Annotated in this window: 17 protein-coding genes; 5 read left to right on the top strand and 12 right to left on the bottom strand. The window is 51.7% G+C overall.

What is annotated here, in order from left to right; all coding sequences use genetic code 11:
* Positions 1-9: 9 nt before the first annotated feature.
* Positions 10-1,038, bottom strand: a complete 1,029-nt coding sequence (gene tdh / locus SH287x_RS04010) for an L-threonine 3-dehydrogenase (protein WP_479517147.1) — start codon at positions 1,036-1,038, stop codon at positions 10-12.
* 219 nt (positions 1,039-1,257) lie between these two features.
* Here tdh and SH287x_RS04005 point away from each other — a divergent pair, with 219 nt between their 5' ends.
* Together SH287x_RS04005 and SH287x_RS04000 are read left to right on the top strand one after the other, a co-directional pair.
* Positions 1,258-1,848, top strand: a complete 591-nt coding sequence (locus SH287x_RS04005; RefSeq protein ID WP_479517146.1) for a helix-turn-helix domain-containing protein — start codon at positions 1,258-1,260, stop codon at positions 1,846-1,848.
* A gap of 452 nt (positions 1,849-2,300) precedes the next feature.
* The gene (locus SH287x_RS04000) at positions 2,301-4,454 is read left to right on the top strand and encodes a terpene cyclase/mutase family protein (RefSeq protein ID WP_479517145.1); all 2,154 of its coding nucleotides are present in this window, start codon (positions 2,301-2,303) and stop codon (positions 4,452-4,454) included.
* 90 nt (positions 4,455-4,544) lie between these two features.
* Here SH287x_RS04000 and SH287x_RS03995 read toward each other — a convergent pair whose 3' ends face one another.
* Entirely contained in the window at positions 4,545-5,582 is a 1,038-nt protein-coding gene (locus SH287x_RS03995) for a zinc-binding dehydrogenase (protein ID WP_479517144.1), read from the bottom strand.
* 151 nt (positions 5,583-5,733) lie between these two features.
* A complete protein-coding gene (locus tag SH287x_RS03990) occupies positions 5,734-6,984 on the bottom strand; it encodes a DUF5690 family protein (RefSeq protein ID WP_479517143.1) in 1,251 nt (416 codons plus the stop codon).
* A 401-nt stretch (positions 6,985-7,385) separates the two neighbouring features.
* Here SH287x_RS03990 and SH287x_RS03985 point away from each other — a divergent pair, with 401 nt between their 5' ends.
* Together SH287x_RS03985 and SH287x_RS03980 are read left to right on the top strand one after the other, a co-directional pair.
* Positions 7,386-7,823, top strand: coding sequence for an organic hydroperoxide resistance protein (locus SH287x_RS03985; protein WP_479517142.1), 438 nt, complete (start codon positions 7,386-7,388; stop codon positions 7,821-7,823).
* A gap of 45 nt (positions 7,824-7,868) precedes the next feature.
* Positions 7,869-8,276 carry a rhodanese-like domain-containing protein gene (locus tag SH287x_RS03980; RefSeq protein ID WP_479517141.1) on the top strand — a complete coding sequence of 136 codons (408 nt, stop codon included), beginning with the start codon at positions 7,869-7,871 and terminating at the stop codon, positions 8,274-8,276.
* Between the two features lie 330 nt (positions 8,277-8,606).
* Here the strand turns inward: SH287x_RS03980 and SH287x_RS03975 are convergent, their stop codons facing one another.
* The 9 genes from SH287x_RS03975 to SH287x_RS03935 form a co-directional block, all read right to left on the bottom strand.
* On the bottom strand, positions 8,607-9,176 hold the full coding sequence (locus SH287x_RS03975) for an elongation factor P (RefSeq protein WP_479517140.1): 570 nt from the start codon (positions 9,174-9,176) through the stop codon (positions 8,607-8,609).
* Positions 9,177-9,235: 59 nt separating this feature from the next.
* Entirely contained in the window at positions 9,236-10,459 is a 1,224-nt protein-coding gene (gene earP, locus SH287x_RS03970) for an elongation factor P maturation arginine rhamnosyltransferase EarP (protein ID WP_479517139.1), read from the bottom strand.
* 292 nt (positions 10,460-10,751) lie between these two features.
* A complete protein-coding gene (locus SH287x_RS03965) occupies positions 10,752-11,219 on the bottom strand; it encodes a hypothetical protein (protein WP_479517138.1) in 468 nt (155 codons plus the stop codon).
* A gap of 233 nt (positions 11,220-11,452) precedes the next feature.
* The gene (locus tag SH287x_RS03960) at positions 11,453-12,760 is read right to left on the bottom strand and encodes a DUF1501 domain-containing protein (protein WP_479518659.1); all 1,308 of its coding nucleotides are present in this window, start codon (positions 12,758-12,760) and stop codon (positions 11,453-11,455) included.
* A gap of 203 nt (positions 12,761-12,963) precedes the next feature.
* Positions 12,964-15,528, bottom strand: a complete 2,565-nt coding sequence (locus SH287x_RS03955; protein WP_479517137.1) for a PSD1 and planctomycete cytochrome C domain-containing protein — start codon at positions 15,526-15,528, stop codon at positions 12,964-12,966.
* A gap of 325 nt (positions 15,529-15,853) precedes the next feature.
* Positions 15,854-16,324, bottom strand: coding sequence for a hypothetical protein (locus SH287x_RS03950; protein ID WP_479517136.1), 471 nt, complete (start codon positions 16,322-16,324; stop codon positions 15,854-15,856).
* A 47-nt stretch (positions 16,325-16,371) separates the two neighbouring features.
* Positions 16,372-17,349, bottom strand: coding sequence for a DUF1559 domain-containing protein (locus SH287x_RS03945; protein ID WP_479517135.1), 978 nt, complete (start codon positions 17,347-17,349; stop codon positions 16,372-16,374).
* Between the two features lie 57 nt (positions 17,350-17,406).
* Positions 17,407-17,715: a BON domain-containing protein gene (locus SH287x_RS03940; protein WP_479517134.1), complete on the bottom strand. Its 309-nt coding sequence runs from the start codon at positions 17,713-17,715 to the stop codon at positions 17,407-17,409.
* A gap of 741 nt (positions 17,716-18,456) precedes the next feature.
* Positions 18,457-19,545 carry a prenyltransferase/squalene oxidase repeat-containing protein gene (locus tag SH287x_RS03935; RefSeq protein WP_479517133.1) on the bottom strand — a complete coding sequence of 363 codons (1,089 nt, stop codon included), beginning with the start codon at positions 19,543-19,545 and terminating at the stop codon, positions 18,457-18,459.
* A 281-nt stretch (positions 19,546-19,826) separates the two neighbouring features.
* On the opposite strand from SH287x_RS03935, the gene SH287x_RS03930 reads away from it, so the two are divergent.
* Complete coding sequence (locus SH287x_RS03930; RefSeq protein ID WP_479517132.1) at positions 19,827-21,134, top strand: prenyltransferase/squalene oxidase repeat-containing protein; 1,308 nt, start codon at positions 19,827-19,829, stop codon at positions 21,132-21,134.
* Positions 21,135-21,314: the final 180 nt, after the last annotated feature.

Here is a 21,314-nt window from a genome sequence, read left to right as displayed (position 1 = left end):
GGACGAAGCTTAGTTTTCCCAGTCGAGCACAACTTTGCCGCACTGACCGCTAAGCATCACATCAAAACCCTTCTGAAATTCGGTGTAGTGATAACGATGCGTAATGACCGGCGCGATGTTAAGCCCGCTTTGTAGCATGACGGTCATCTTGTACCAGGTTTCGTACATTTCACGACCGTAGATCCCCTTGATTGTCAGCATGTTGAAAACCACGGTGTTCCAGTCAATGGCCATCGACTTTTCAGGAATCCCCAGCATGGCGATCTTGCCGCCATGGGCCATGCTGGCGATCAGGCTGCTAAAAGCGTGAGGATTGCCAGACATCTCCAACCCGACGTCAAAGCCTTCTTTCATGCCAAGCTTTGCCTGAACGGCGGCAAGATCTGTTTCTCGCGGATCAAAGGCCACCGTCGCGCCCATCTTACGGGCGAGTTCAAGGCGATAAGGATTGAGGTCTGTCACAACAACGTGGCGGGCACCGGCATGGCGGACGATGGCAGTCGCCATGATTCCAATCGGCCCGGCTCCCGTGATTAACACGTCCTCACCTAACAGATCGAATGAAAGTGCGGTATGAACAGCGTTACCAAATGGGTCAAAGATCGAAGCCACATCCAGGTCAATTCCCGGCGAGTGGTGCCAGACGTTCGACATCGGAAGCGAAAGGTAATTCGCAAAGGCCCCTGACCGATTCACACCCACGCCTTGAGTGTGAGCACACAAATGTCGCCGACCGGCGAGACAGTTGCGACAGCGGCCACAAACCACGTGACCTTCACCACTCACGATATCGCCAGGATGAAAATCCACCACATTGGAACCGACAGCCACGATCTCGCCCACAAATTCATGCCCGACAACCATGGGGACAGGAATCGTTTTTTTAGCCCAATCGTCCCATTTGTAGATGTGAACGTCAGTGCCGCAAATTCCGGTCTTTTTGACACGAATCAGCACATCGTTGATGCCATATTCCGGCTCGGGCACATCTTCCAGCCAAAGCCCCACAGCAGCGTTGCGTTTCACGAGTCCGTGCATGTGCTTCCTTCCCGCCAATTATGATTCAAGATCGTCGCATATTATCATCTCGATTGACACAATAACGACGGACTGGCGAAAAAACAACGTCCGTGATATTGGATTCGACATCCGCTATGCTAGAATCGAAGTCTCTGCTCCGGCAAGAGGAAAGCCTACAGAAATTCCAGATTTTCTGACAGTTTCTGCGACGAACTCTGCTTCAAGGTTGAAAATCGCATGAACCAGCCTCAGCCAGTCCCGCCAGACGTAGCCGACGCAATCAGTCAATTGCTTTGTCACCGTGTTCGTGACTTGCGTCAACAGAACGGCTGGTCGCTCGACCAGTTGAGCACGGCCTGCGGGGTCAGCCGCTCGATGTTAAGCCAGATAGAACGAAACGAGGCCAACCCGACACTGGCGGTTACAGCCAGAATTGCCCGCGCCTTCGGCCTGTCTATTGGACAGCTCGTCGAGTCACCACCAGTCGCGGCAGGAATTCATGTCATTCGTGGTGATGACCTGACGCACCTTTACCGTTCTGACGAAGACTGTGAAATCCGCACTCTTTCACCGTTGCCGCTAGAGAAGGATGTGGAGTTTTATCAGCTCAAATTGAAGCCGGGACGATCATTGAAGAGCGATGCTCATTTTCAAAAAACCCGCGAATTCATCACCGTTGAGCAGGGAAAAGTCCGCATCACTTCGGCCGGCGAAGTCCGGGATCTTGTGAAAGGCGACTCGGCAAGTTATCGCGCCGATGTCCCTCACTCGATTGAGAATCGTGGTAAGGGCGAGGCACTGACATTTCTAGTCGTGATTTATGAATAATGTGGGATAGACGACTGTCCAACAAACGCCTCCGGGAGATTCATTCCCTCATTCCGGGCCTGACTCCTGCTTGTGCAGATAAGGGATTTTTTTCCCTTTCCGACTCGAAGGGCACAATATCGATCAGTTGAATCGCGCGACTCTTCTTGCGGTAATCAATGATGAGCCGTAGGATCAAAATCGCTCGTTAAAAGAGCAGGATCGTTTTGTCCATCATGATCTTCGAGGGCCGGAGACCATCGACAGCCATGGGTGCCTGCTTCACAGTACCGCCTGACCGTGAGCCTCTCCTGATCGTGCGACCATGAGTTTCGGAATGACGGTCGAGATTGATAAAACTTTCAAGCCTGAAATTGAGTGAACTTTTTCTGACCGATCATTGCTGTTAAGGCAGATGAATCCTGCTTTGAGTGGCCAACGATCGGCGCGACCAGGGATGGAGATTGCCTGAAATGACTTCGGGAGCACACGGTGGGACTCGTCACTCACGGGGGCTGATAGATCTGGAAACCAGCGATTCCACGTCCTCTGCACCGACCGGAAGCACAAGTCCGCTGGAGTGTGCTCTCCATCGTTCACGAACACAGCTTTTGGGGCTTCAAAACGAAGCGGGCTACTTTGTCGGTGAACTCGAAGGAGACACGATCCTCGAGTCGGAATATATCTTACTGCTGGCCTATCTCGGTGAAGCAGACACAGAACCCGCTCACGCTGCGGCCAGGTATTTACGGGAAAAGCAGTGCGCCGATGGAAGCTGGAATAACTTTCCCGGCGGGCCGATTGATGTCAGCTGTGCTGTGAAGGCCTATCTGGCGTTGCGGATCACAGGTTGCTCTCCCGATGAGGAACAGATGGTTCGGGCCAGAAATGCCATCCTGGCGGCAGGCGGCATCGAACGTGTGAACAGCTACACCCGGTTTTATCTCGCGATGCTCGGCCTGATACCCTACGAGCTTTGCCCGGCTGTCCCGCCAGAAATCATCCTGCTTCCACAAATCTGCCCGATCAATCTTTATCAGATGTCGGCGTGGTCACGCACAATTGTCGTCCCACTCAGCCTGCTTTGGGCCTTTCAACCTGTTTCCACAGTCGCTGCTCAACTGGGACAAACGGGATCGCCTCATCTGGAAGAACTTTACACGTCGCCGGAAAAAACGCTTTCCCGGTTCATTCGTGGCGTGAACCATGAATCGTCGTCATCGGGCTGGATTAACTGGTCGCGTTTCTTTTTCCGTGTTGATCAGGGTTTCAAGTTGCTGGAACGATATGGTCTGAAGCCATTCCGCCGTCGTGCGACACAGCAATGTGTTCAATGGATTTTAGATCGTCAGGAGAAGAGTGATGGCCTGGGAGCGATTTTCCCTCCCATCATCTGGACACTGATTGGATTGAAAGCCGCTGGCTTTGCCGCTGATCATCCGGTGATTCAACGGCAGCGCGATGAACTTGACAAACTGATGCTCCGCACGAGAGATACGTTGCGATTACAGCCCTGCCTGTCGCCAGTCTGGGACACCGCAATTTCGGTCATTGCCTTGAGAGAAGCGGGGGTTTCGCCAGAATCGACTGCGATTCGTAAGGCGCGGGACTGGCTCGTATCCAAAGAAGTTCGCCATCGGGGGGATTGGTCAAAAGCCCATCCTCACGTGGAACCTTCCGGGTGGTATTTCGAGTTTCAAAATGAGTTTTATCCGGATGTCGATGACACCGCGATGGTCTTGATCGCCTTGGCCAGCACGCTTCCTGAAAGCATGAAACCTTACATTTCCCAGGAAAAATCAGATCACACTGAACAGCGGCATCAAGCGGGACTCACCCGCTCTTCGGGAGCTACGGGATGGTCAGGCCTGGCCAAAGATTCTGATCAGGCCGTTCGGCAGCTGGAAAGCTACCGGCCTGTCCTTCAAGCCATGAAACGAGGGACTCTCTGGCTTAAAGCGCTGCAATCTTCTGATGGTGGCTGGGGGGCTTTTGACTCAGACATCAATCGGGATTTGCTGACGAAAGTTCCCTTCGCCGATCATAATGCGATGCTTGATGAAACCAATGCTGATATCTCCGCGAGAATTCTTGAAGCCTACGCTGCGGTAGGTCTTTCCATCCGTGATCAATCGGTGCAGCGTGCCCTGGAATTTATCTGGAAGGATCAAGAACCCGACCATGCGTGGTACGGCCGTTGGGGAGTGAATTATCTTTATGGAACCTGGCAAGTCCTGGTCGGTTTAACCGCGATCGGCATTCCTGCCAGCGATCCTCGTCTGAAGAACGCGGCCCAGTGGTTAAAGGGAACACAGCAGGCCTGTGGCGGATGGGGAGAAACGCCAGCAACTTACGATCACCCGGAACTCCGTGGGCAGGGAACACCAACCGCTTCTCAGTCAGCCTGGGCAATTCTCGGCCTGATTGCTGCTGGCGAGCAAAACTCTCTGGAATGCCAGAAAGGGATTGAATTCCTGATTCGCACACAGAATACCAACGGCACCTGGAACGAAGAAGAATTCACCGGAACCGGTTTCCCTCGAGTCTTTTACCTCCGATACCACCTCTATCCCCTCTACTTCCCGTTGATGGCTCTGGCTCGTTACACCAAAGCCATTCGGGGTTAAACCCGTTTTGATAAAAAAGACGGGAGAAGCTTGAAATGAAGGCTTCTCCCGTCTTTTTGTTTATGGCGTGGGAATCTCGTGCTGACCTTGCTATTCCGGCATTTTAATTCCGATACGGATAGCCGATGGCGATTTACCAGCGGTCATAGCTGTCAGAATTTCTTCCAGCGGATACCACGCGGCCACCAGACTGGCAAAGGGGTAGTTAGCATGCTCGGTTGCCAGAAAATCCACGGCTTGTTTCAGGTGACGAGGGCCATAATTATGGACTCCACGGAGCGTGATTTGACGACGAACAATCTGCTCCAGTGCAATGCCCACGGGGGGTGATGGAAAGACGGAACCTGCAAGGACAATAGTTCCACCAATGCGGACGTGTGGCCAAACCGATTCAAAAGCCGCATTATTACCGGAGAGTTCAGCAACCGCGTCGACTCCATAGACGAGGCCGGCTGACTGAAGCGTTTCTGCCAGGTTCGTTGACTCAGTCACATGAGTGGCACCAAAATTTGCTGCTAACTCTCGGCGAACGGGATGAGGGTCAACGCAAATAACATGGCGAGCACCAAGCGCGCGGGACATGGCACATGCCGTTAATCCCAACATCCCTGCTCCCAGGATGCAGATCGCTCGATTCTCCAGAGATCCCGCGGCTTCCAGCACGGCTGCGACGGTGGAGGTCGCGCAACTGGCAGGACAAGCCACGGCTAAGGGCACCTGCTCAGGAAGGCGGATAATGCTCGTTCCCGGGACGAGAAGGCAGTATTCAGCAAGTCCTCCGAGAAGTTCCTTGCCAGGACGAAAAGCTTCGTGCCCATACTTGACGGAATGAACACATTTTTGGGGGAGGTCGTGCAGGCAGTAAAAGCACTCGCCGCAATTTGCAACAACAGCCCAGGTCACCATCTGACCAGTTTCCAGTGGTTGCCCGGCAATATCATGGCGAGGAGCATCATGGCCAAAAGCCGCAATGCGTCCCACAATTTCATGCCCAAGTATCGTCGGGACAGGAACCTTCCGTCGCCCTTCGACGCTGTGTAAATCGCTGCCGCAAAGAGTACAGCCCGCCACCTGAATCAGGATTTCCCCGGCCTGAGGTTTTGGGACGAGGAGCGTTTCCAGAGTCATGACATGCTGCTCACCCGAAAAGACGGCAGCTTGACAGGTCGCTGGGTTGGAGGAGACCACTGAAGAAACTCTCCGGTGGCTTCCACTTTCACGTGAAGAGGATTTCGTTGAGAGAGGCATAAAGACCTGTTGGAAGAAATAGATCGTTAAATTATGTGACGGGCTGGTCGCCACGTCTCACAGAAGCAAAGTAAAACCAGCTGATGACCAACGCGGTGGTAGCAACAGCGACACTGATCCAGCTTGACCAGATCAGTAGCTCGAGCACATTCATTCGTTGAGAGATCACATTTTTCAGAAGCATGATCGCGACGAATCCGAGATAGCCGACCGCGTCGACGACGTACATCAAAAAACCGACGGTCCCTTTATCACGAGTCATCGCAATGAGACGTTCAAAGACCGTTGTATGAAAAGCGACATAAGGGAGATAAAGTCCTAACCCCAGTAGCACGAGAAACGTGAATCCATCGATCCATTTGCCTTGATGCCCAATGAGTGACACCGCCAATAGTCCCAGCCCCAAACCACAAGTTGATAGTGCTGTAAAAAAAGCGAGGCGATTGTCGCGAATTAATGCGGCAGTTCCATTAACAACCAACACCCCCAAAGTCACCAATAGTTCTGACTGAGTAAATAATGCAGCGGAAGCGGTAATCCCCAGGTTCGCCCAGATCTCAGGTTGAAAGTCGTCTCTTAAGCTGCGGAGAATCGTCACCAGTAAATAGAAAACAATGATGGGGATCAGCCCGATGGCATATCGATTCAGGAATCCCCAACGATCAGCACGGTTCATTGGAAGTCGTTCGCTGCGAGCCAGAATATCTTCCCGAGAAGGAGGTGGGACAAGGCTGAGCATGATCAGGCAGATTCCCAAAGGCAGGATAAAAATCCCGCCAGCAACGGCCGGCATCCAGTCCTCCGAGATCCGGACTTCTTGGAGAAGCCAGGTTCCTACGGATTTCATGACACCACCAGCCAGGATGAAGCTGGCGCATAACCCCGCAGTGAGTGCTTCTGTCGATCGACGCCCTTCCAGGCAACCCAAGACCAGCCCGAAGACCATTCCCAGTGGCAGGCCATTCATAAACATGAGAATCAAGTTCCACGGACGTGGAACAAGACCAAAACCAACCAAACTCAATTGTGCAATGGCAATGAGAATCAGAATGCCTATCACGCGCCGGTGAGGTGGCGTTTCTGCAATCACCTTAATGCCGATGAACTTCGAGACCATGTATCCCAGCACCTGCGAGATCAGCAGGACGCTTTTGAAATCCATTCCTCCCCATGTTGTGTCACTGAAACTGGCTGCTGTGAATGGCTTGCGAAAGCCATACATGGCGAAATAACAGCCAAAAGCGGCAGTGACAGTCCAAATCCCCCAGAACCAATTCTTCAACCATGATTCTGGCGCGTCTGATGTTGATGAAAATGTTTGTGACAAGTTGGCACAACTCGTTAGAGGGCGAAATTGGGGTGGAATCGTATTTCGTCGACTCTACCCAACAATTCCCCGTAACGACCATGGCTTGCCGCAATTCTCATTGTTTCTTAACGATCTATTTTCTAGCGTTTTGGGAAACAGTTGAAAAGATAAATTCCCTGAAAAATTTCGCCAACACGATTATCGAGAGACAAACGCAGCAGAGTGATGAACATTGAATTCCCCACCCTTTTATGGCAGCCTCACTTGAGAATCGCCCATCCCCCACGGTATTCCAACGTGGGGAAAGAGGGATTCCCAGGCAAATAACTGCCCGCAGGTGTTGAAGCCGTTTGATATTCAGTAAGGAATGAACAATGGACTCCATTAAGTCTCTGGTCACAGTCAGTGCAACAGCCAGTGGTGGGCGAAATGGCCATACCGCATCTGAAGATGGTCTGGTTGCGGTTGACCTGTCGGTTCCCAAGGCCATGGGCGGGCCAGGGACAGCCGGGACTGCAACGCCGGAACATCTCTTTGCTGCCGGTTATGCGGCATGCTTTGGTGGTGCTCTCGACTTCGTAGCCAAGCAGCACAAAAAGAACGCCGCAGCAGCAAAAGTCACCTGTGCGGTTTCTATCGGCCCGCGCGATGGAGGCGGTTTTGGTCTGGCGGTGGCAATGACGGTGGAAGACGCATCTCTTCCCCAGGCTGATTTGCAGGCCCTGGTCGAAGAAGCCCATGCCACCATCTGCCCCTATTCACACGCAACCCGAAATAATGTCCCCGTGGAATTCACTGTCATTGGCGGCTAAAAAACATCTTTTATGACCGTATCGCCTCATTTGAAGGAACGTCTCATGACTCGGCTTCACCAGTTGACCGCTCTTGTGTCTCTCTCGATGTTCGTCAGCCTGAGTTCACTGGTTGTTGCCGCTGATCATACGAAGGACTCACTGGAGACCGTCAAAAAGCATATTTCTGAGAAGAAGGCGATTCTGGTCGATGTCCGCGACAAAGACGAGTGGAACCGGGGACATCTCGAAGGGGCTGTTCTGCTCCCCTTTCGTGGTTTGCAAAAAGGAACCACTGAGGCTGATGTTCGCAAGATCGTCCCGAAAGACCGGATTGTCTACACCTATTGTGCAGTAGGTGCACGCTCTTTGGGAGCGGCCAGCGTACTCAAGGACTATGGCTACGACGTTCGTCCTTTACAGCCAGGCTACAAAGAACTGATTCAAGCGGGCTTTGAAAAAGCCAAAGATTGAAAGCTAGCGCCGTGTCACGGCTTCGTCTTCGTCTTCGTCTTCGGGTTGATGTCGCCGCAACGTCCTCCGTTGTCGGACTTAACAACAGAAGAGACCCGAATTTTATACTTTGACAATGCACTAGCCAAAGACAGAAAGCTTTAGAAAAGCCACAATCAAGCGGCCCCACTCACCGTCATGCGTGAGTGGGGTCGCGTTGTCAATGGGCCGAGCACGCCACAATTGGTCGGCTTCCCTCTTTTCTGGCAGCAGCGTTCTGGCGGCGTAAAAACCCAAACGTTTCAGGTCAAATGACGCTCATACGCCGCCACACTTAACCCGGAAACGGGTTTAGCAGCGGCGGCGGAACTCACCCGATTCGGTATCAATTTCAATCTTGTCACCAATTTCGACAAAAGCCGAAACCTGAAGCTCGTGCTTGGAGTGCTTCAGGATCGCCGACTTGGTGATCTTGCCCGAGGTGTCACCACGTGTGACAGGTTCGGTGTACTCAATCTCGCGAGTGATCACTTTAGGGAACAAGACCGAGATCGGCTTGCTTTCATAGAAGGTCACTTCAACGACGTCTGGCATTTCCGGCATCAGGTACTTTTCGACATCGGCCATCGTTTCGCCTTCGATCTCGTACTGGTTGTAGTCCGAATCAACGAAGACATGAACTGGTGGAGACGAATAGGAGTAGGTACATTCTTTCCGTTCAAGAATGATCTGCTCCATCTTTTCGTCGGCCTTGACCACCGTTTCAGTCACGCGGCCAGTCAGCAGGTTCTTCATCCGCAGTTTCACAACGGCAGCATTCCGGCCGGACTTGTTGTACTGGGCCTTCAACACGACGAGTGGAAGACTCTCGACGATGACGACATTGCCCGATTGCAGGTCGCCGGCAAGCTTGACGCTCATGAAACAGATTCCTGGAAAATGTGATCTTTGGCGAAATTCATGGCAACTGCATTTTCCCTTCAGGGCAAATGACCTGCCTGACACTTCATTACGAATTCTGCCAGATTGTTTGCGAGATTGCCCGTACGGTCAAGCAGGTCGGCCCACTCTCTGCCATGTTGACTTATCTTATCCCGTTGGGAAAGAAAATTCCGCCACGCCATTCCCACAGATTCGACATCTTGGGCAGAAGCGGCATTCCACAAATTCCAGAACGAAAAAATCGCAGCGGCCTCCGGGAAATTCTCCAGATACCGACTTAAAAACGCCTCCAGTTTTCGGAGGTGCGTGCCTTCAGTTTGGGGATAAATCTGCCAGATAAAAGGGCGAGCTGCCCATTGAGCTCGTACGAAAGAATCTTCTCCACGCACAAAATTGAGGTCGCAGGCCCAGAGCAACTGATCGTATTCTGCGGGTGATAAAAAAGGCATCCCCTGGATGGTGAGTGATCCTCGCCGAACGCATTTCCCCTTAGAAAATGGTGTTTTAAGCCATGCCGCGACTTGTTTTGAAGAGAAACCCGGCGCCACAAACAAGCGAATGGCCGTCTGTTGCGCGGCCCAGCAATTCAGCAGTGCAAACAGATTCGGGTTTTCGTAACAGAACAGCGAGATGCGAATTTCATCTGTCCGGTGAGAAATGACCTGAGGGGAGCTGATGTTGCTCAATATGAATTCGGAATCCTCACATACCGTGAGTTGCCACTTCTTCCAGAAGTCTGCGATTCCACTTTTTTGAAACTCATCCCGTCTCGAAAACAGCCCAGCTTCACGTAACAGGCCACCTGTTTTCCTGGTGAATCCGGGAAAGAAAAAAAACTTCCTCAACGAAGTTTCTTGCCCCGGTGACGGCAGCCCGTGGAAATCATCCACCCACTCTTCTGCACTTAGATATTCCAGGTTAATCCATACGGGGCATTTCGCAGGATGAGAAGTCGCCTGCTGAAACATGGCAGCCCGGTAAGTTTCAGGAATCTCACAGGCAAACGCTTCGATGATAACGTCTGCAGGTTCTACCAAAGGAAAGTTTTCTTCCCACAAACAGACTAAAACGTCATCGACCACTTGTTGTGCCATCTCGGTCTGAATGGCGGGGCACATGACCTGGAAGGCTGTTAATTCGTCAACCCAGAGTCTGACAGAAGCCCCCTGCTCTTTGACTAATTGCCGAGCCAATCGCCAGCAAACGCCGATGTCGCCGTAATTATCCACCACCCGGCAAAAGAGATCCCAACGCATCGTCATGGCCATCTTGTTCAGCGATCGAATTCCCTGTGCCGACGCCGCCAATTATGCCTTGGGACATCGTTTGTCAGTTGGCATGATAGAAGCCATGAGTTGATTCCGCTTAAAAAAATCAGCCCCGCTGCTTGTTTCCAAGGAACAGGGCCAAGTGTAGGGGATTTCTAAAACTGACTTGTCTTTTTTTGACTTAGTGCATTGTCAAAATATAAAACTCGAGTCTCTTCTGTCGTTAAGTCCGACAACGGAGGACGTTGCGGCAATATCAACCCTCAGATAAAGCCGTAACACGGCATTAGATTTTTGTGGAGATTTTGGATTTGGCTTTTTGGGCCTTGGCGGATTCCTGAATTTCCTTGAGCTTTGTTTTCTGGCTTGCCGTCAAGACTCCGCTGAGTTCGGCGTCTCGTTTTTCCTTCAGTTCTTTCAGTTGCTTTTCCAGACTGCTGATCTGGGCATCGTACTTCTTTTGAACAGAATAGACTTGGTCTTTCTGCTCGCCAGAAAGTTCCAGTTTGCCATAGTTGTTCGGCAATCGGGGGGAATCTTCTTTGGACGATGCTTTTTCAGCGTCGCCTTTGGGAGCCATGGCTTTCTTGGCCCCGTCGGCTTGCGCCACCAGAATCATTTCATTGGCAGATCTGATCGGTGAAGTCGCAGTGGGTGAGGGAACCTGTTGGTTACTGGGTGTCTGGGCGCTACTCAACCCAACGAAAACGGATGTTCCCAAACCCAAAGCAAGCAACATTTCAGGGAGTCGCATTGTTGATCCTCTGCCAGGTAAGAAAAAGCGGCCCATGGCCAGGTACCAGCCAGCCAAAATTCTGCAATACAGAATGGCTCAACCAGAAACCTGAACGTAATCATCGTAGAGTGCCTGTTGATTAGTGTCAGAAGCAAATGAAATTTTGACCATCAATTAAAAATTTCCGAAGTTCCTACAGCGAAGCTGGGTGAACTGGACAGTCGCATCAACATGAGAATCCACGCCAGCGGTTACGAAAAGATATCGTGCGCGACCTTACCGGCGACATCAGTCAGGCGGAATTCACGGCCGCCATATTCATAGGTGAGGGCTTCATGATCCAAGCCCATGAGTGCGAGAAGTGTGGCATGAAGGTCATTCGTATGCATCTTGCCTTCAACCGCAAACTGGCCCACTTCGTCGGTAGCCCCATAGGTAAAGCCGGATTTCACTCCCGCGCCTGCCAACCACATCGGATATCCCGTGATATTGTGGTCACGTCCATCAGGGCCTTGAGCCGATGGCAATCGTCCGAATTCGCTTCCAAAGAGAACCAGCGTATCTTCGAGTAAACCACGGCTTTCCAAATCAGCCAATAAAGCAGCAGCAGGTTGATCGACAGCAGCGCAGTTGTTTGTCAGACCACGATGCAGGTTGTTGTGCTGATCCCAGCCCGGATGACAGATTTCAACAAACCGCACACCCGCTTCACTTAACCGGCGAGCCATGAGGCACTGGCGGGCGAAGCTTCCGGCAGGGCCATCCTTGATGCCATACGCTTTCTGAACATGCTCTGGCTCTTTGGAGATATCCAGCAATTCAGGAACCTGGCTCTGCATACGGAAGGCGAGTTCGTATGAGGAGATGACACCGTCGAGTGCAGCGGGAGCCGCAGGCGAGGTTCCAAGTTCACGGTTCATCGCTTGAATCAGATCGAGTTGCCGACGCTGAAGAGCGGGAGGAGTTTGAGCTGCCAGATTGGGGAGATAGCCTGCATCGTTAATCCGTGTTCCCTGGAAGTGAGCTGGAAGAAAGGCGGTACCATAGTTAACGGCCCCACCAAAGTTCGGGGGTGGGTTGATAGTAATGTAACCGGGAAGATCTTGATTCTCCGTCCCCAGTCCATAGAGTAACCATGCTCCCATCGAGGGACGGGTGAGCGAGGCGATAGCCGCTCCCGTATGAAGTTGAACGACTGCCTGAGGATGAGCCGGCGTATCGGTGTGCAGTCCTCTCAGCCAGCAAAACTTATCGACGTGTTTTGCCAGATGCGGATGAAGTTCGGACACCCAGGTTCCTGTTTCACCATGCTGGTCAAATTTGTAACGTGACGCCATCAGCTTGCCACCACCCGGGCCGGCTTTTCCATCACGCTTTTGCAGTTCCGGTTTGTACTCCCACGTATCCATCTGTGAGAGCGAACCTTGCATGAACAGGAAAATGATGCGTTTGGCTTTGGCCGGAAAATGTGGCTGTTTTGGAGCCAGTACACCCGTAGGCTGGGCTGATTCTGCACGGGCAACAGTGGCTTGTTGACCAAACAGCGCTGCCAGAGCCATATAGCCAAACCCCGCGCTGGCGGTCTTGAGTAAATGACGGCGTGAGGGAACCGCGAAGGGATCAATCGCCTGGTTTCCAGGAGTGCTCAACTTGTGAGTGTTTTGCGATGACATCGGATCGTTCTTTCTGATTGAGATATCCTGTGGTCAAACTTTTTCTGTGCGATATTTTTTAGTAGGACTTGCCAATGGTGGCTGGATTTCTACTTGAGATAGCGGAACTCAGCAGAAGCGAAGAGCGCCTGCACGAAAGATCCCCAGGCAGCGGTGCGGGCATCACGAATCTCAATTTTCACCTCGTTGACAGGGGCATCGCTCTGTTCCATTTCATCGGCGTTGGCTAAGGTCAAAGCCCCCCCTGCACCGCCATTCCCTTTGCTTTGGGTGGCATCGGTAGAAGATGGGCCTGCTTCGGGATCAACGGTATCAACACTTGCTGTTATTGTTTTGCCACCATCAAGATCGGTGGATGACTTTGCAATCTGCCTGGTCGCGATGTAGTCGCCCGCTTCCCGTTCAAAGTCCGTCAGGTATTGTCCGACACCCTGGATTTCGGTCAGAGAAGGTTCTCGTCCCAGAATCTGTCGAAAAGCCAGGACGATCCGAGCCTCATCAGTCACTGATGAATGCTTCAAAAGATCTTCAGCAACTTTGATGCTTTGACCGCGAACAAGTGGGTCATTCAAAAGGAAGAGTGCCTGCGGAGCAACCGTGGTGTGATCTCTGGATCCAGTCACCATCCCTTGCTCTGCAAAATCGAAGACTTCCAGAGCACGCGGCAAGATGCCACGGACGAGTGGCAAGTAAACACTGCGCACCCTAGCCTTCTCAGCATGAGCTTGTAATTCACGCGCTTCAAGGCCGTTATTACGGATTTCAATGACCTTAAGACTGGCTGCGGCTGCTTTTTCTGGACGATCTGATTGAAGAGTGCCAGCGGCAGCCAGAATCCCATCGCGAATTTCTTCAGCGGCTAACCGTCGCGGAGAATGTCGCCAGAACCAACGATTGGAAGGATCAATCGATTCATTGGCAGGGATAGTCTCAGCGCTTAATTGATAGGTTCGTGTGAGAACAAGCTTGCGGATAAGCCGCTTCAGCGAATAACCATCAGCGATGAACTCGTTCGCCAGATGATCCAGAAGCTCAGGGTGCGATGGGGTGTCACCCGTCACTCCAAAGTTATCGACGGTTGAAACGATGCCACGACCAAAAAGGTGATGCCAAACTCGGTTGACGATAACCCGTTGTGCCAGCGCGTTCTGTGAGTCGGTCATCCACTGGGCGAGTTCCAACCGGCCACTTTGGCTGCGGTTAATTTCAGGCTGCCCTTGCCAGGAAGCAAGAGCCAAAAAACCACGAGGAATTTCTGGCCCGAGTTGTTCGGCTTCACCTCGTAGACGCAGTGCTGTATCGGCGATCATTTTAGAGTCACGTGCACCCAGAGCCACTTCTCCAAGGTGAGCAGGGTCGGTCAGCAGGTTTAACTCTGCCTGCAAACGATTCCATTTCTGCCGGGCCTGCTGTTGACGAGGCCGCCCATTGGGGCCTTTTGCCAATCCTTCAGGCGTACCCCTGAGCCGTTCAAATTCTTCACGAGCCTCCACAACGGCTTTCTGTGCCTTCTCCACTTTTGCATGTTGCTCAGGATCAGGTTCTTTCGCTGTTTGCGAAATGATTTGCAATGCCGAAGTGTCGTAATAATCCAGGCCACCGCCACCCATTTTGTTGCGCAGTCCGGCCAGCAGATCAGTGCTGGTGAATATCCCAGCAATCGAGTAATACTCCCGTTGTGAGACGGGGTCGAACTTATGGTCATGACAACGGGCGCAGCTAACGGTCAAACCGAGAACCGAACGAGTGACGGTATCAATCTGCTCGTCAACGTTATCCATGACATAGCGGACTTTAAACCGCTGGTTAACATCCTTAACACCCAACGCCAGAAATCCCGTGGCAATTAGGTGCTTTTCCCGTTTCTCAGGAGTTGCCGATGAAAGCAAATCACCAGCGATCTGTTCCTGAATAAACTCATTAAAAGGTTTATCTTCATTGAAAGCATCAATCACATAGTTGCGGTATTTATAAGCTTGAGGATATGGAAGATTACGGGCCGAACCGGTAGACTCGCCATAGCGGGCGACATCCAGCCAATGGCGGCCCCATTTCTCTCCATATGCAGGAGATGCAATCAGTTCGTCGACCAAATGAGCAAACGATTCCTGTGAAGGTGATGCAAGATAGCGATCTTGCTGTAAAGCACTGGGAGGAAGTCCCGTCAAGTCAAAAGCCACACGTCGCACGAGGGAAATAGGGTCGGCATCGTGGCCATGCTGCAGATCTTCAGCTTCTAACTTTGCCAGAATCAATCGGTCAATATCACCTCGTGCCCACGCCGGGTTTTTAACAGTGGGGATTGTGACTTCTTTCAAAGGTTGCCAAGCCCAGTGCGTCTGGCGAAGCTCAGAATAATCCGCTTGACCATGCCCAATGTCTTCCGGGATCTTCGGTAATGGCCAGGCAGCACCTGCGGCAATCCAAGTTTCCAGATCGCGGATCTGATCGTCGCTCAGTTTTCCTTCAGGCGGCATCTTTAATTTGCCGTTGTAGCGAACGGCCTGGATCAACAGACTGTCATCTGGCTTTCCAGGAATCACCCCTGCCCCACGATTGCCCCCAGCCTTGAGGCCATGAAAATCATCCACGCGCAGGCCACCAGCCGCTTTATTATCAGCCGAGTGGCAAGTGTAGCAATTGGCCACCAGCACGGGACGGATCTTCTTTTCAAAAAAGGCTAACTGCTCCTCCGTTGGCTCAGTTCTAGCATCAACTCTGTTTGCCGGTGCAAGAGCTGAGACTTCCCCTGCACAAAGAACTGTCATGCCCAAAGCGGATGCAGCAAGTGTCGCGGTGCCGCAACTGGCAAAGATCAATATCGATCTCGCCTGAAAAGCAACATTGTGTAACAAAGAGAAACACTGACGTTTCATAGTGGCCTCTATTATAGACGACAAACTATTTCATCTAAAATCGTCGTGGCAATGTATATAGTGCATAAAATGATTCACCGAATTAGGTTTGATTCAGAATGAATCAGCGTTCGGCAAATTGTCGATCACGCTTGCTCGCATTTCGCTTGAATGGCTCAAGTTTAATATTGAAATCGTGCTCGCTATCTAACCCTGGGACGTTAACCCTGAGATCCGTTTTTTTGTTGTAGCGATCAGGAATTTTGTATTCTGGAGGTGATTTGTCCCCATCGGATTCAAATTCGATTGCGAGACGCACCTGGTGTTCACCTCGTAATGCGCCGTAGCGATCACGAGAGAATCGCAGACGAAAATTGCCATTTTTGTCGGTGAACCCTAACGAGGGAGAGCCTTGCCCCATCAGCGGCTGATACTCCACACTGACACCTTGCACAGGTTTTCCGTCAGAGAGGACTTTCCCCTGCAATTCCACGAGATCCGGGCCACTTGAGAAGCAACCAGCCATGAAAAATACTGATGTTGCGGCTGGTAGCCCCATCCAACGAGAATCAGTGATCGTCGAAATTGAAATCATAAGATTAGCTTCCTCTCCCAGATGAATTCACCCAAAGCTGAACTGGTTTAGTATTCACCCAAGACACCGCCATCATTACGAATAGCTAAGCGTTGATAGGTGCCACGTCTGGTCTGGGGGTTGCCAGGTACATCAGGAGTATCGTCATAATGGATGGAATCGCTGATAAATTGGACTCGTCCATCAGCGAATAAAAAGTGGACACCACCGGTGTGGGCACTATGAAAGCCTCGTCCCGCTGTTGTCTGGCCAGCAGCGTTAGGAAGATTGAGCTTCCAGTTCGCAAGACCTTGCGTCTGGCGGAGGCCAACGTCACCGTTTCCGACATAGTTACGGACACCGATCCACACGGCGGACAGATTATCCCAGCTTCTTTCACCAACAATAATGGTATTGCTAGTGCCGTCAGTGTAGTCATTAATCCGTACTTTGCTTCCGGGCCAGAAGGTACCGAAAGGATCTAATCGTTTAGCAACCCATTCCTCGGCATTGACCCAGCGCACACCATGCACTCCCACATAGCTGGCAGAAGCGACTGAAATGTCACCATAGGCAGCATTCGTAAATCCTCGCTGATCGTTTAATTCTGGCGCCGTGTCTGAAGGGCAACGATAGCCTGGAATGACGGCTTGAGATTGTGCCCGCGATGAAGCATCAAGCATCAAGTCAACCAATTCCCGACCATTGATATTTAGCTGATTGAAGAGTGGCGCCTGATCAATCTGCGGGAGGATGAAAGCGGCCCATGAATAACCAGTGGCGCGATTCGCAGTGGTCAGATTAATTGGATACCCGGCATCTTTTTGCCGTGACGAGAAGACATTGCCTGGTGGAAATGTGCTATGAAGATCGTGATAGTTATGAAGCGCCAAACCAATTTGCTTCAGATTGTTGCGGCATTGCGTGCGTCGTGCTGCTTCGCGAGCCTGCTGTACCGCAGGCAGTAGCAAGGCAATGAGGATCGCAATGATCGCGATCACAACCAGCAGCTCTATTAACGTGAATCCTGATATGCGACGGTTCATTTTATTCGGTTCTTTCTGCATGTATAAATACAATTCTATTCTTTAAAATGCCTTGGTTTATTCTCGTGTGCTCAGCGGTAGACGATTCAGACTGTCAACCGATCCCTGGAGAGCGGGGTTGACATGTAATTCGTCAGCAATGTCAAGATCAAAAACGCTTCGGCGTGCAATCTGAATGGCCAGGGATTTGTCGATGTAGCTATCAACAACGCCTGAAAGAACCAGCACGCCATTGCGAATCGCGATATCGATCCGCCGGAAAGTCACAGGTGACTGAGACTGCATCCGCTTGAGCACATAGGACTCGGCCAAAGTCGGTTCAGGAGTGTTTTCTGAGTTTGAACGGTGGAGTGAAAATGCGACCATGATATTCCTCAATTGCTCAGCAAGAGCTTGAATTGTTGATGAAGAAGTTCACCTCCGTGGTTAGCTACACGAGGTGAGGCACTGATAGCTTGGCAGCGGCTTAGACGCCGTAATCTCGCTTTTTTCTGAGCGGACTACGTGCCACTGATGGTTGTTGAGCGGCAACGACTGAGGAAAGCCCTCATCGATCAGTCAATAACCAGAAAGATTGCCGCTTGCTGTCACTGAAACGCCAAGGCGTGCCAAGTAGCAACTCGCCTCGCACTGAATGTTTAGCGACAACAACAACACAAGCCATGCGACATTTGGTGTGAATCGCTATCAGAATTTCCCGAATGATGATCGCCATTTAAGACCACGATCAGATTTGCGGGCACCAACCCACCATCGAACGACAAGAGGTTCGCTCGAAGGAAATCATCAACATTCATGTTCACAGGGAAGGACATCTGAGACTCCAGAGTCTCTGCTGCGCCTCCAGGAGCCTGGTGAGCACACGCCAACGTATTCAGTGAGGTTATCAACCGGCTTAATGTTTACCGTCTTGATGGGAGATAGTATCGACTCTCCAGTCCAATTGGTCAACTCATTTTTCAAAAAAAACTGAATAACCGTTGCAAATTGCTCAAAAAGCGACGTTCACACGCGGTAAACAGTCCGATTTGAGATCGGCAACGCACTTCCCTGACGATGTTCGCATGCGAGAAAAATGCGCCGGCGACTCTGGTTCTGATGCCACCCTTAAAGATCGGAAATCGGCAGTGATCGTTTGGGAGCCTGAAGAGTCATCAGGGCGGCAGCCGTGCAAAAAGTACGTGCCGTGATGCAATGATGGCCTGACCAACTGCCATCCCGATTCTGATGCTTGATCAGTTTGTCCCGAACTGCGGGGTACCAGGTGTGCCAGTCTTCCCGGTCATCTTGCAGCAAGCATTCAGTCACCAGGTAAAAAGCGAGATATTCTTCTCCGCCAGCATGCAAAAAAGGGCGGTCATCCATCCGAGCCATCAAAATCATCTGGCGCACACAATCGAGATAGGCTTCATCATGTCGATGGCCCATGGAATGCAGAACGCGAATCACCGATGACTTCTTGTAAAAGTCGTGCATCCAGTTGCTTTGCTGAGGGTTCTTCGCCTTGAGCTTCTTAAGAAGTGCTTTTCCGGCAGATTCGGCGGAGGCGTTGATCTTGAGGCCGCAGGAACTGGCAGCTCTCAGGCTTTCCCATCCCATCACTGTTCCCAGAATGGGTGCCCAACTCTCATCTCCCCATGTTCCATCTTCACCCTGGCTGCTGGCGATGATATCGACAAGCTTTTCCAGCTTCTGACGAACTTCTTTTTCATACCCTCCTGAGTCGCCGTAAACCTGGCTCAGGAAGAGGGCGGCAAAAAAGAGATCGGCATTACGGCCAATCTTTCGCTGCACCAAAGTAGGTGGCGTTGATCGGCTCCCTGAAAGCGGAAGTTCATCGATTTTCAGTAACACGATATCAAGGATCTGCATGAGTTCAGTGGCATGTGGGCCGCCGTAGGGCGTGTTTCCTTGCGAGAGAAGTGCCAGCCCTGTGATTGCTGTACAACTCAAATCAAACGGCTGGTTAATGTCCATGCCCACACCGCGTCTGGTCAGTGCTGACATCAGCCACTTGGTGCCGTCATCGATTGATTGCTGGCATTCTCTTGTCAGCCGATTGGTGGATGACCGCTTGGGATTGCCGGATTGAGTGATCTCGCGAATTGGCACGTTTTCTTTCGGCGACAACGAGAAAAGTGCATCTGTGAAAGTGATGCCACACATGCCGACCGCGATGCAGATCCAAACCCGCATTGTGAAAACTCCTTGATCGCCATCCCTGCTCATTCACCAGCCTTAAGGGCTGAAAGATGATTGGCCTGCACTGAGAAATCAGCCTGCCATTATTCGGAACAGGAATGATCTCCAGCACCGGTGGGCAGGAATTCCAGATGAGGTCTCGCAAAATCACGCTCTCATCAGCATACAATGATTCCGGGGGACGTCGATGTGTCTTACATACGATTCTTCGAGTGGTGATCACCACGCAGGCTCTTCTCGCAATTTATCATATGCAGACTCTGAGGATCGCAGACATGAAACAGGCTTTGTTCGCCATGGGCCTGTTGGCAGGTTTGATGTGGAACGTCACTTTGCACCGTTCCCTGTTGATGGCACAGGATGATGTGCTGTCTGCATCTGGTGGTTTTGAAGAGACTCTGGTGCTTTTCCAGACGTCTGGTGATCAGGAACTTCCCGGCAGGCCGGTTTCCATCGTATGGCAGCAGTCCCTTAACCCGATTGAGGTGAAGAAAACCTATCAACGCGGAGAAAACTGGTTACTGAAACAGCAGTCAGCGGATGGAGGTTGGCACTCGGTGACTTATGGTGTCATGGAAGGAGGAGTGGGAATTACGGCACTCATTCTGAAGTCCCTTTCGCGATCACCCAAAAGCGATGCTCCCGAACTCGACGCGAAATTTGAACGGGGAGTGCAATTTCTCACCGCAGGTTACGACAAAGACGGCTTGATTCGTGGTCGTCAAAACGCGGCGGATTATCCTGTCCACGCCACGGCCCTGCTCCTTGCCGCCATCTCCTGCCGTGATGCGGGTAAATCACAAGAAATCACCATGAAGCTTGCCAGCGGGTTAAAACATTCTCAGCGCAATGTGGCCAGCGGGTGGAGTCTGGAACAGACAGATTTTGGTGGTTGGGGTGCGCTCAATGATCGTGTGCCGGGGAGTATTGAAGATTCAGAGCGGCTCGCTTCGGCGGGAAGTCCTTCCAATATTTCTGTTACCCGTTATGTTCTGGAGGCATTACGTACTCATCGGTCGTTGACGCCAGAGATCTGTCGTGATGCCCAGGTCTTTCTGGATCGTTGCCGTGCTTCAAAACCAGCAGAGAAGGTGAACTTTGAGTTCTTTTTCACGCCAGATCCTGAGGATCTCCTGAATAAAGAAGGAGCTCAGAATCACCCGTCCGGCAGATTACAGGCACGGCCATATGCGACCGCCACATGGGATGGATTATTAGCGCTGGAGTGCAGTGACCCCTCTTTGGAAAATCAGGAGCAACGACGGCGCTGGTGGCAAACGATCGACAAAAAGTTGCCATTCAGCCCTGTTTCAAAGCAGCAAAGTAGGCCCAATTGGGACGCCGGGCTTGATTTTTATGAAGCGGCTCAATGGGCGGAACTGAGAAGTGCTTTCAATGAGCAGAAGCCAACGGCCGACTGGGACGTGGTGGTTCATCGCTTGATGGCCAACCAGCTTGCTGATGGATCATGGGCGAGCGATCATCACGAAATGCGCGAGGATGACCCGCTCATTGCCACCTCGTTTGCACTCATGGTTCTGGGACGCTGGCTTGTTGAACAACAGACGCCTCAAGCCCCATGAACCGATGCCAATCAGAGAGGCCAATCGGAGAAGCCACAAGAAAGCAGAGTCGGCAAACACCTTCTGAAGTTCCGGGCCGGTTTGTTTCATCGATGGAGTTTTTTACTATGGGGCTGTCTCAATACTGACAAGACTCCATGGGGGTTTGCCAAAGCCAGCAAATGGGACAAAGCTGTGACA

It is taken from the genome of Planctopirus sp. SH287 (assembly GCF_056500625.1).
Note: the sequence above shows the minus strand (reverse complement) of the source record. Positions and strands in the feature narration are given on the sequence as shown.

What these genes read in the sequence shown, in the direction of transcription:
- SH287x_RS03935 (WP_479517133.1), bottom strand. Translation starts at nt 19,545, where the DNA reads ATGCGGGTTTGGATCTGCATCGCGGTCGGCATGTGTGGCATCACTTTC.
- SH287x_RS04000 (WP_479517145.1), top strand. Translation starts at nt 2,301, where the DNA reads ATGACTTCGGGAGCACACGGTGGGACTCGTCACTCACGGGGGCTGATA.
- SH287x_RS03980 (WP_479517141.1), top strand. Translation starts at nt 7,869, where the DNA reads ATGACTCGGCTTCACCAGTTGACCGCTCTTGTGTCTCTCTCGATGTTC.
- SH287x_RS03945 (WP_479517135.1), bottom strand. Translation starts at nt 17,349, where the DNA reads ATGAACCGTCGCATATCAGGATTCACGTTAATAGAGCTGCTGGTTGTG.
- SH287x_RS03960 (WP_479518659.1), bottom strand. Translation starts at nt 12,760, where the DNA reads ATGGCTCTGGCAGCGCTGTTTGGTCAACAAGCCACTGTTGCCCGTGCA.
- earP (WP_479517139.1), bottom strand. Translation starts at nt 10,459, where the DNA reads ATGACGATGCGTTGGGATCTCTTTTGCCGGGTGGTGGATAATTACGGC.
- SH287x_RS03930 (WP_479517132.1), top strand. Translation starts at nt 19,827, where the DNA reads ATGAAACAGGCTTTGTTCGCCATGGGCCTGTTGGCAGGTTTGATGTGG.
- SH287x_RS03975 (WP_479517140.1), bottom strand. Translation starts at nt 9,176, where the DNA reads ATGAGCGTCAAGCTTGCCGGCGACCTGCAATCGGGCAATGTCGTCATC.
- SH287x_RS03995 (WP_479517144.1), bottom strand. Translation starts at nt 5,582, where the DNA reads ATGACTCTGGAAACGCTCCTCGTCCCAAAACCTCAGGCCGGGGAAATC.
- SH287x_RS04005 (WP_479517146.1), top strand. Translation starts at nt 1,258, where the DNA reads ATGAACCAGCCTCAGCCAGTCCCGCCAGACGTAGCCGACGCAATCAGT.
- SH287x_RS03985 (WP_479517142.1), top strand. Translation starts at nt 7,386, where the DNA reads ATGGACTCCATTAAGTCTCTGGTCACAGTCAGTGCAACAGCCAGTGGT.
- SH287x_RS03950 (WP_479517136.1), bottom strand. Translation starts at nt 16,324, where the DNA reads ATGATTTCAATTTCGACGATCACTGATTCTCGTTGGATGGGGCTACCA.
- SH287x_RS03965 (WP_479517138.1), bottom strand. Translation starts at nt 11,219, where the DNA reads ATGCGACTCCCTGAAATGTTGCTTGCTTTGGGTTTGGGAACATCCGTT.
- tdh (WP_479517147.1), bottom strand. Translation starts at nt 1,038, where the DNA reads ATGCACGGACTCGTGAAACGCAACGCTGCTGTGGGGCTTTGGCTGGAA.
- SH287x_RS03940 (WP_479517134.1), bottom strand. Translation starts at nt 17,715, where the DNA reads ATGGTCGCATTTTCACTCCACCGTTCAAACTCAGAAAACACTCCTGAA.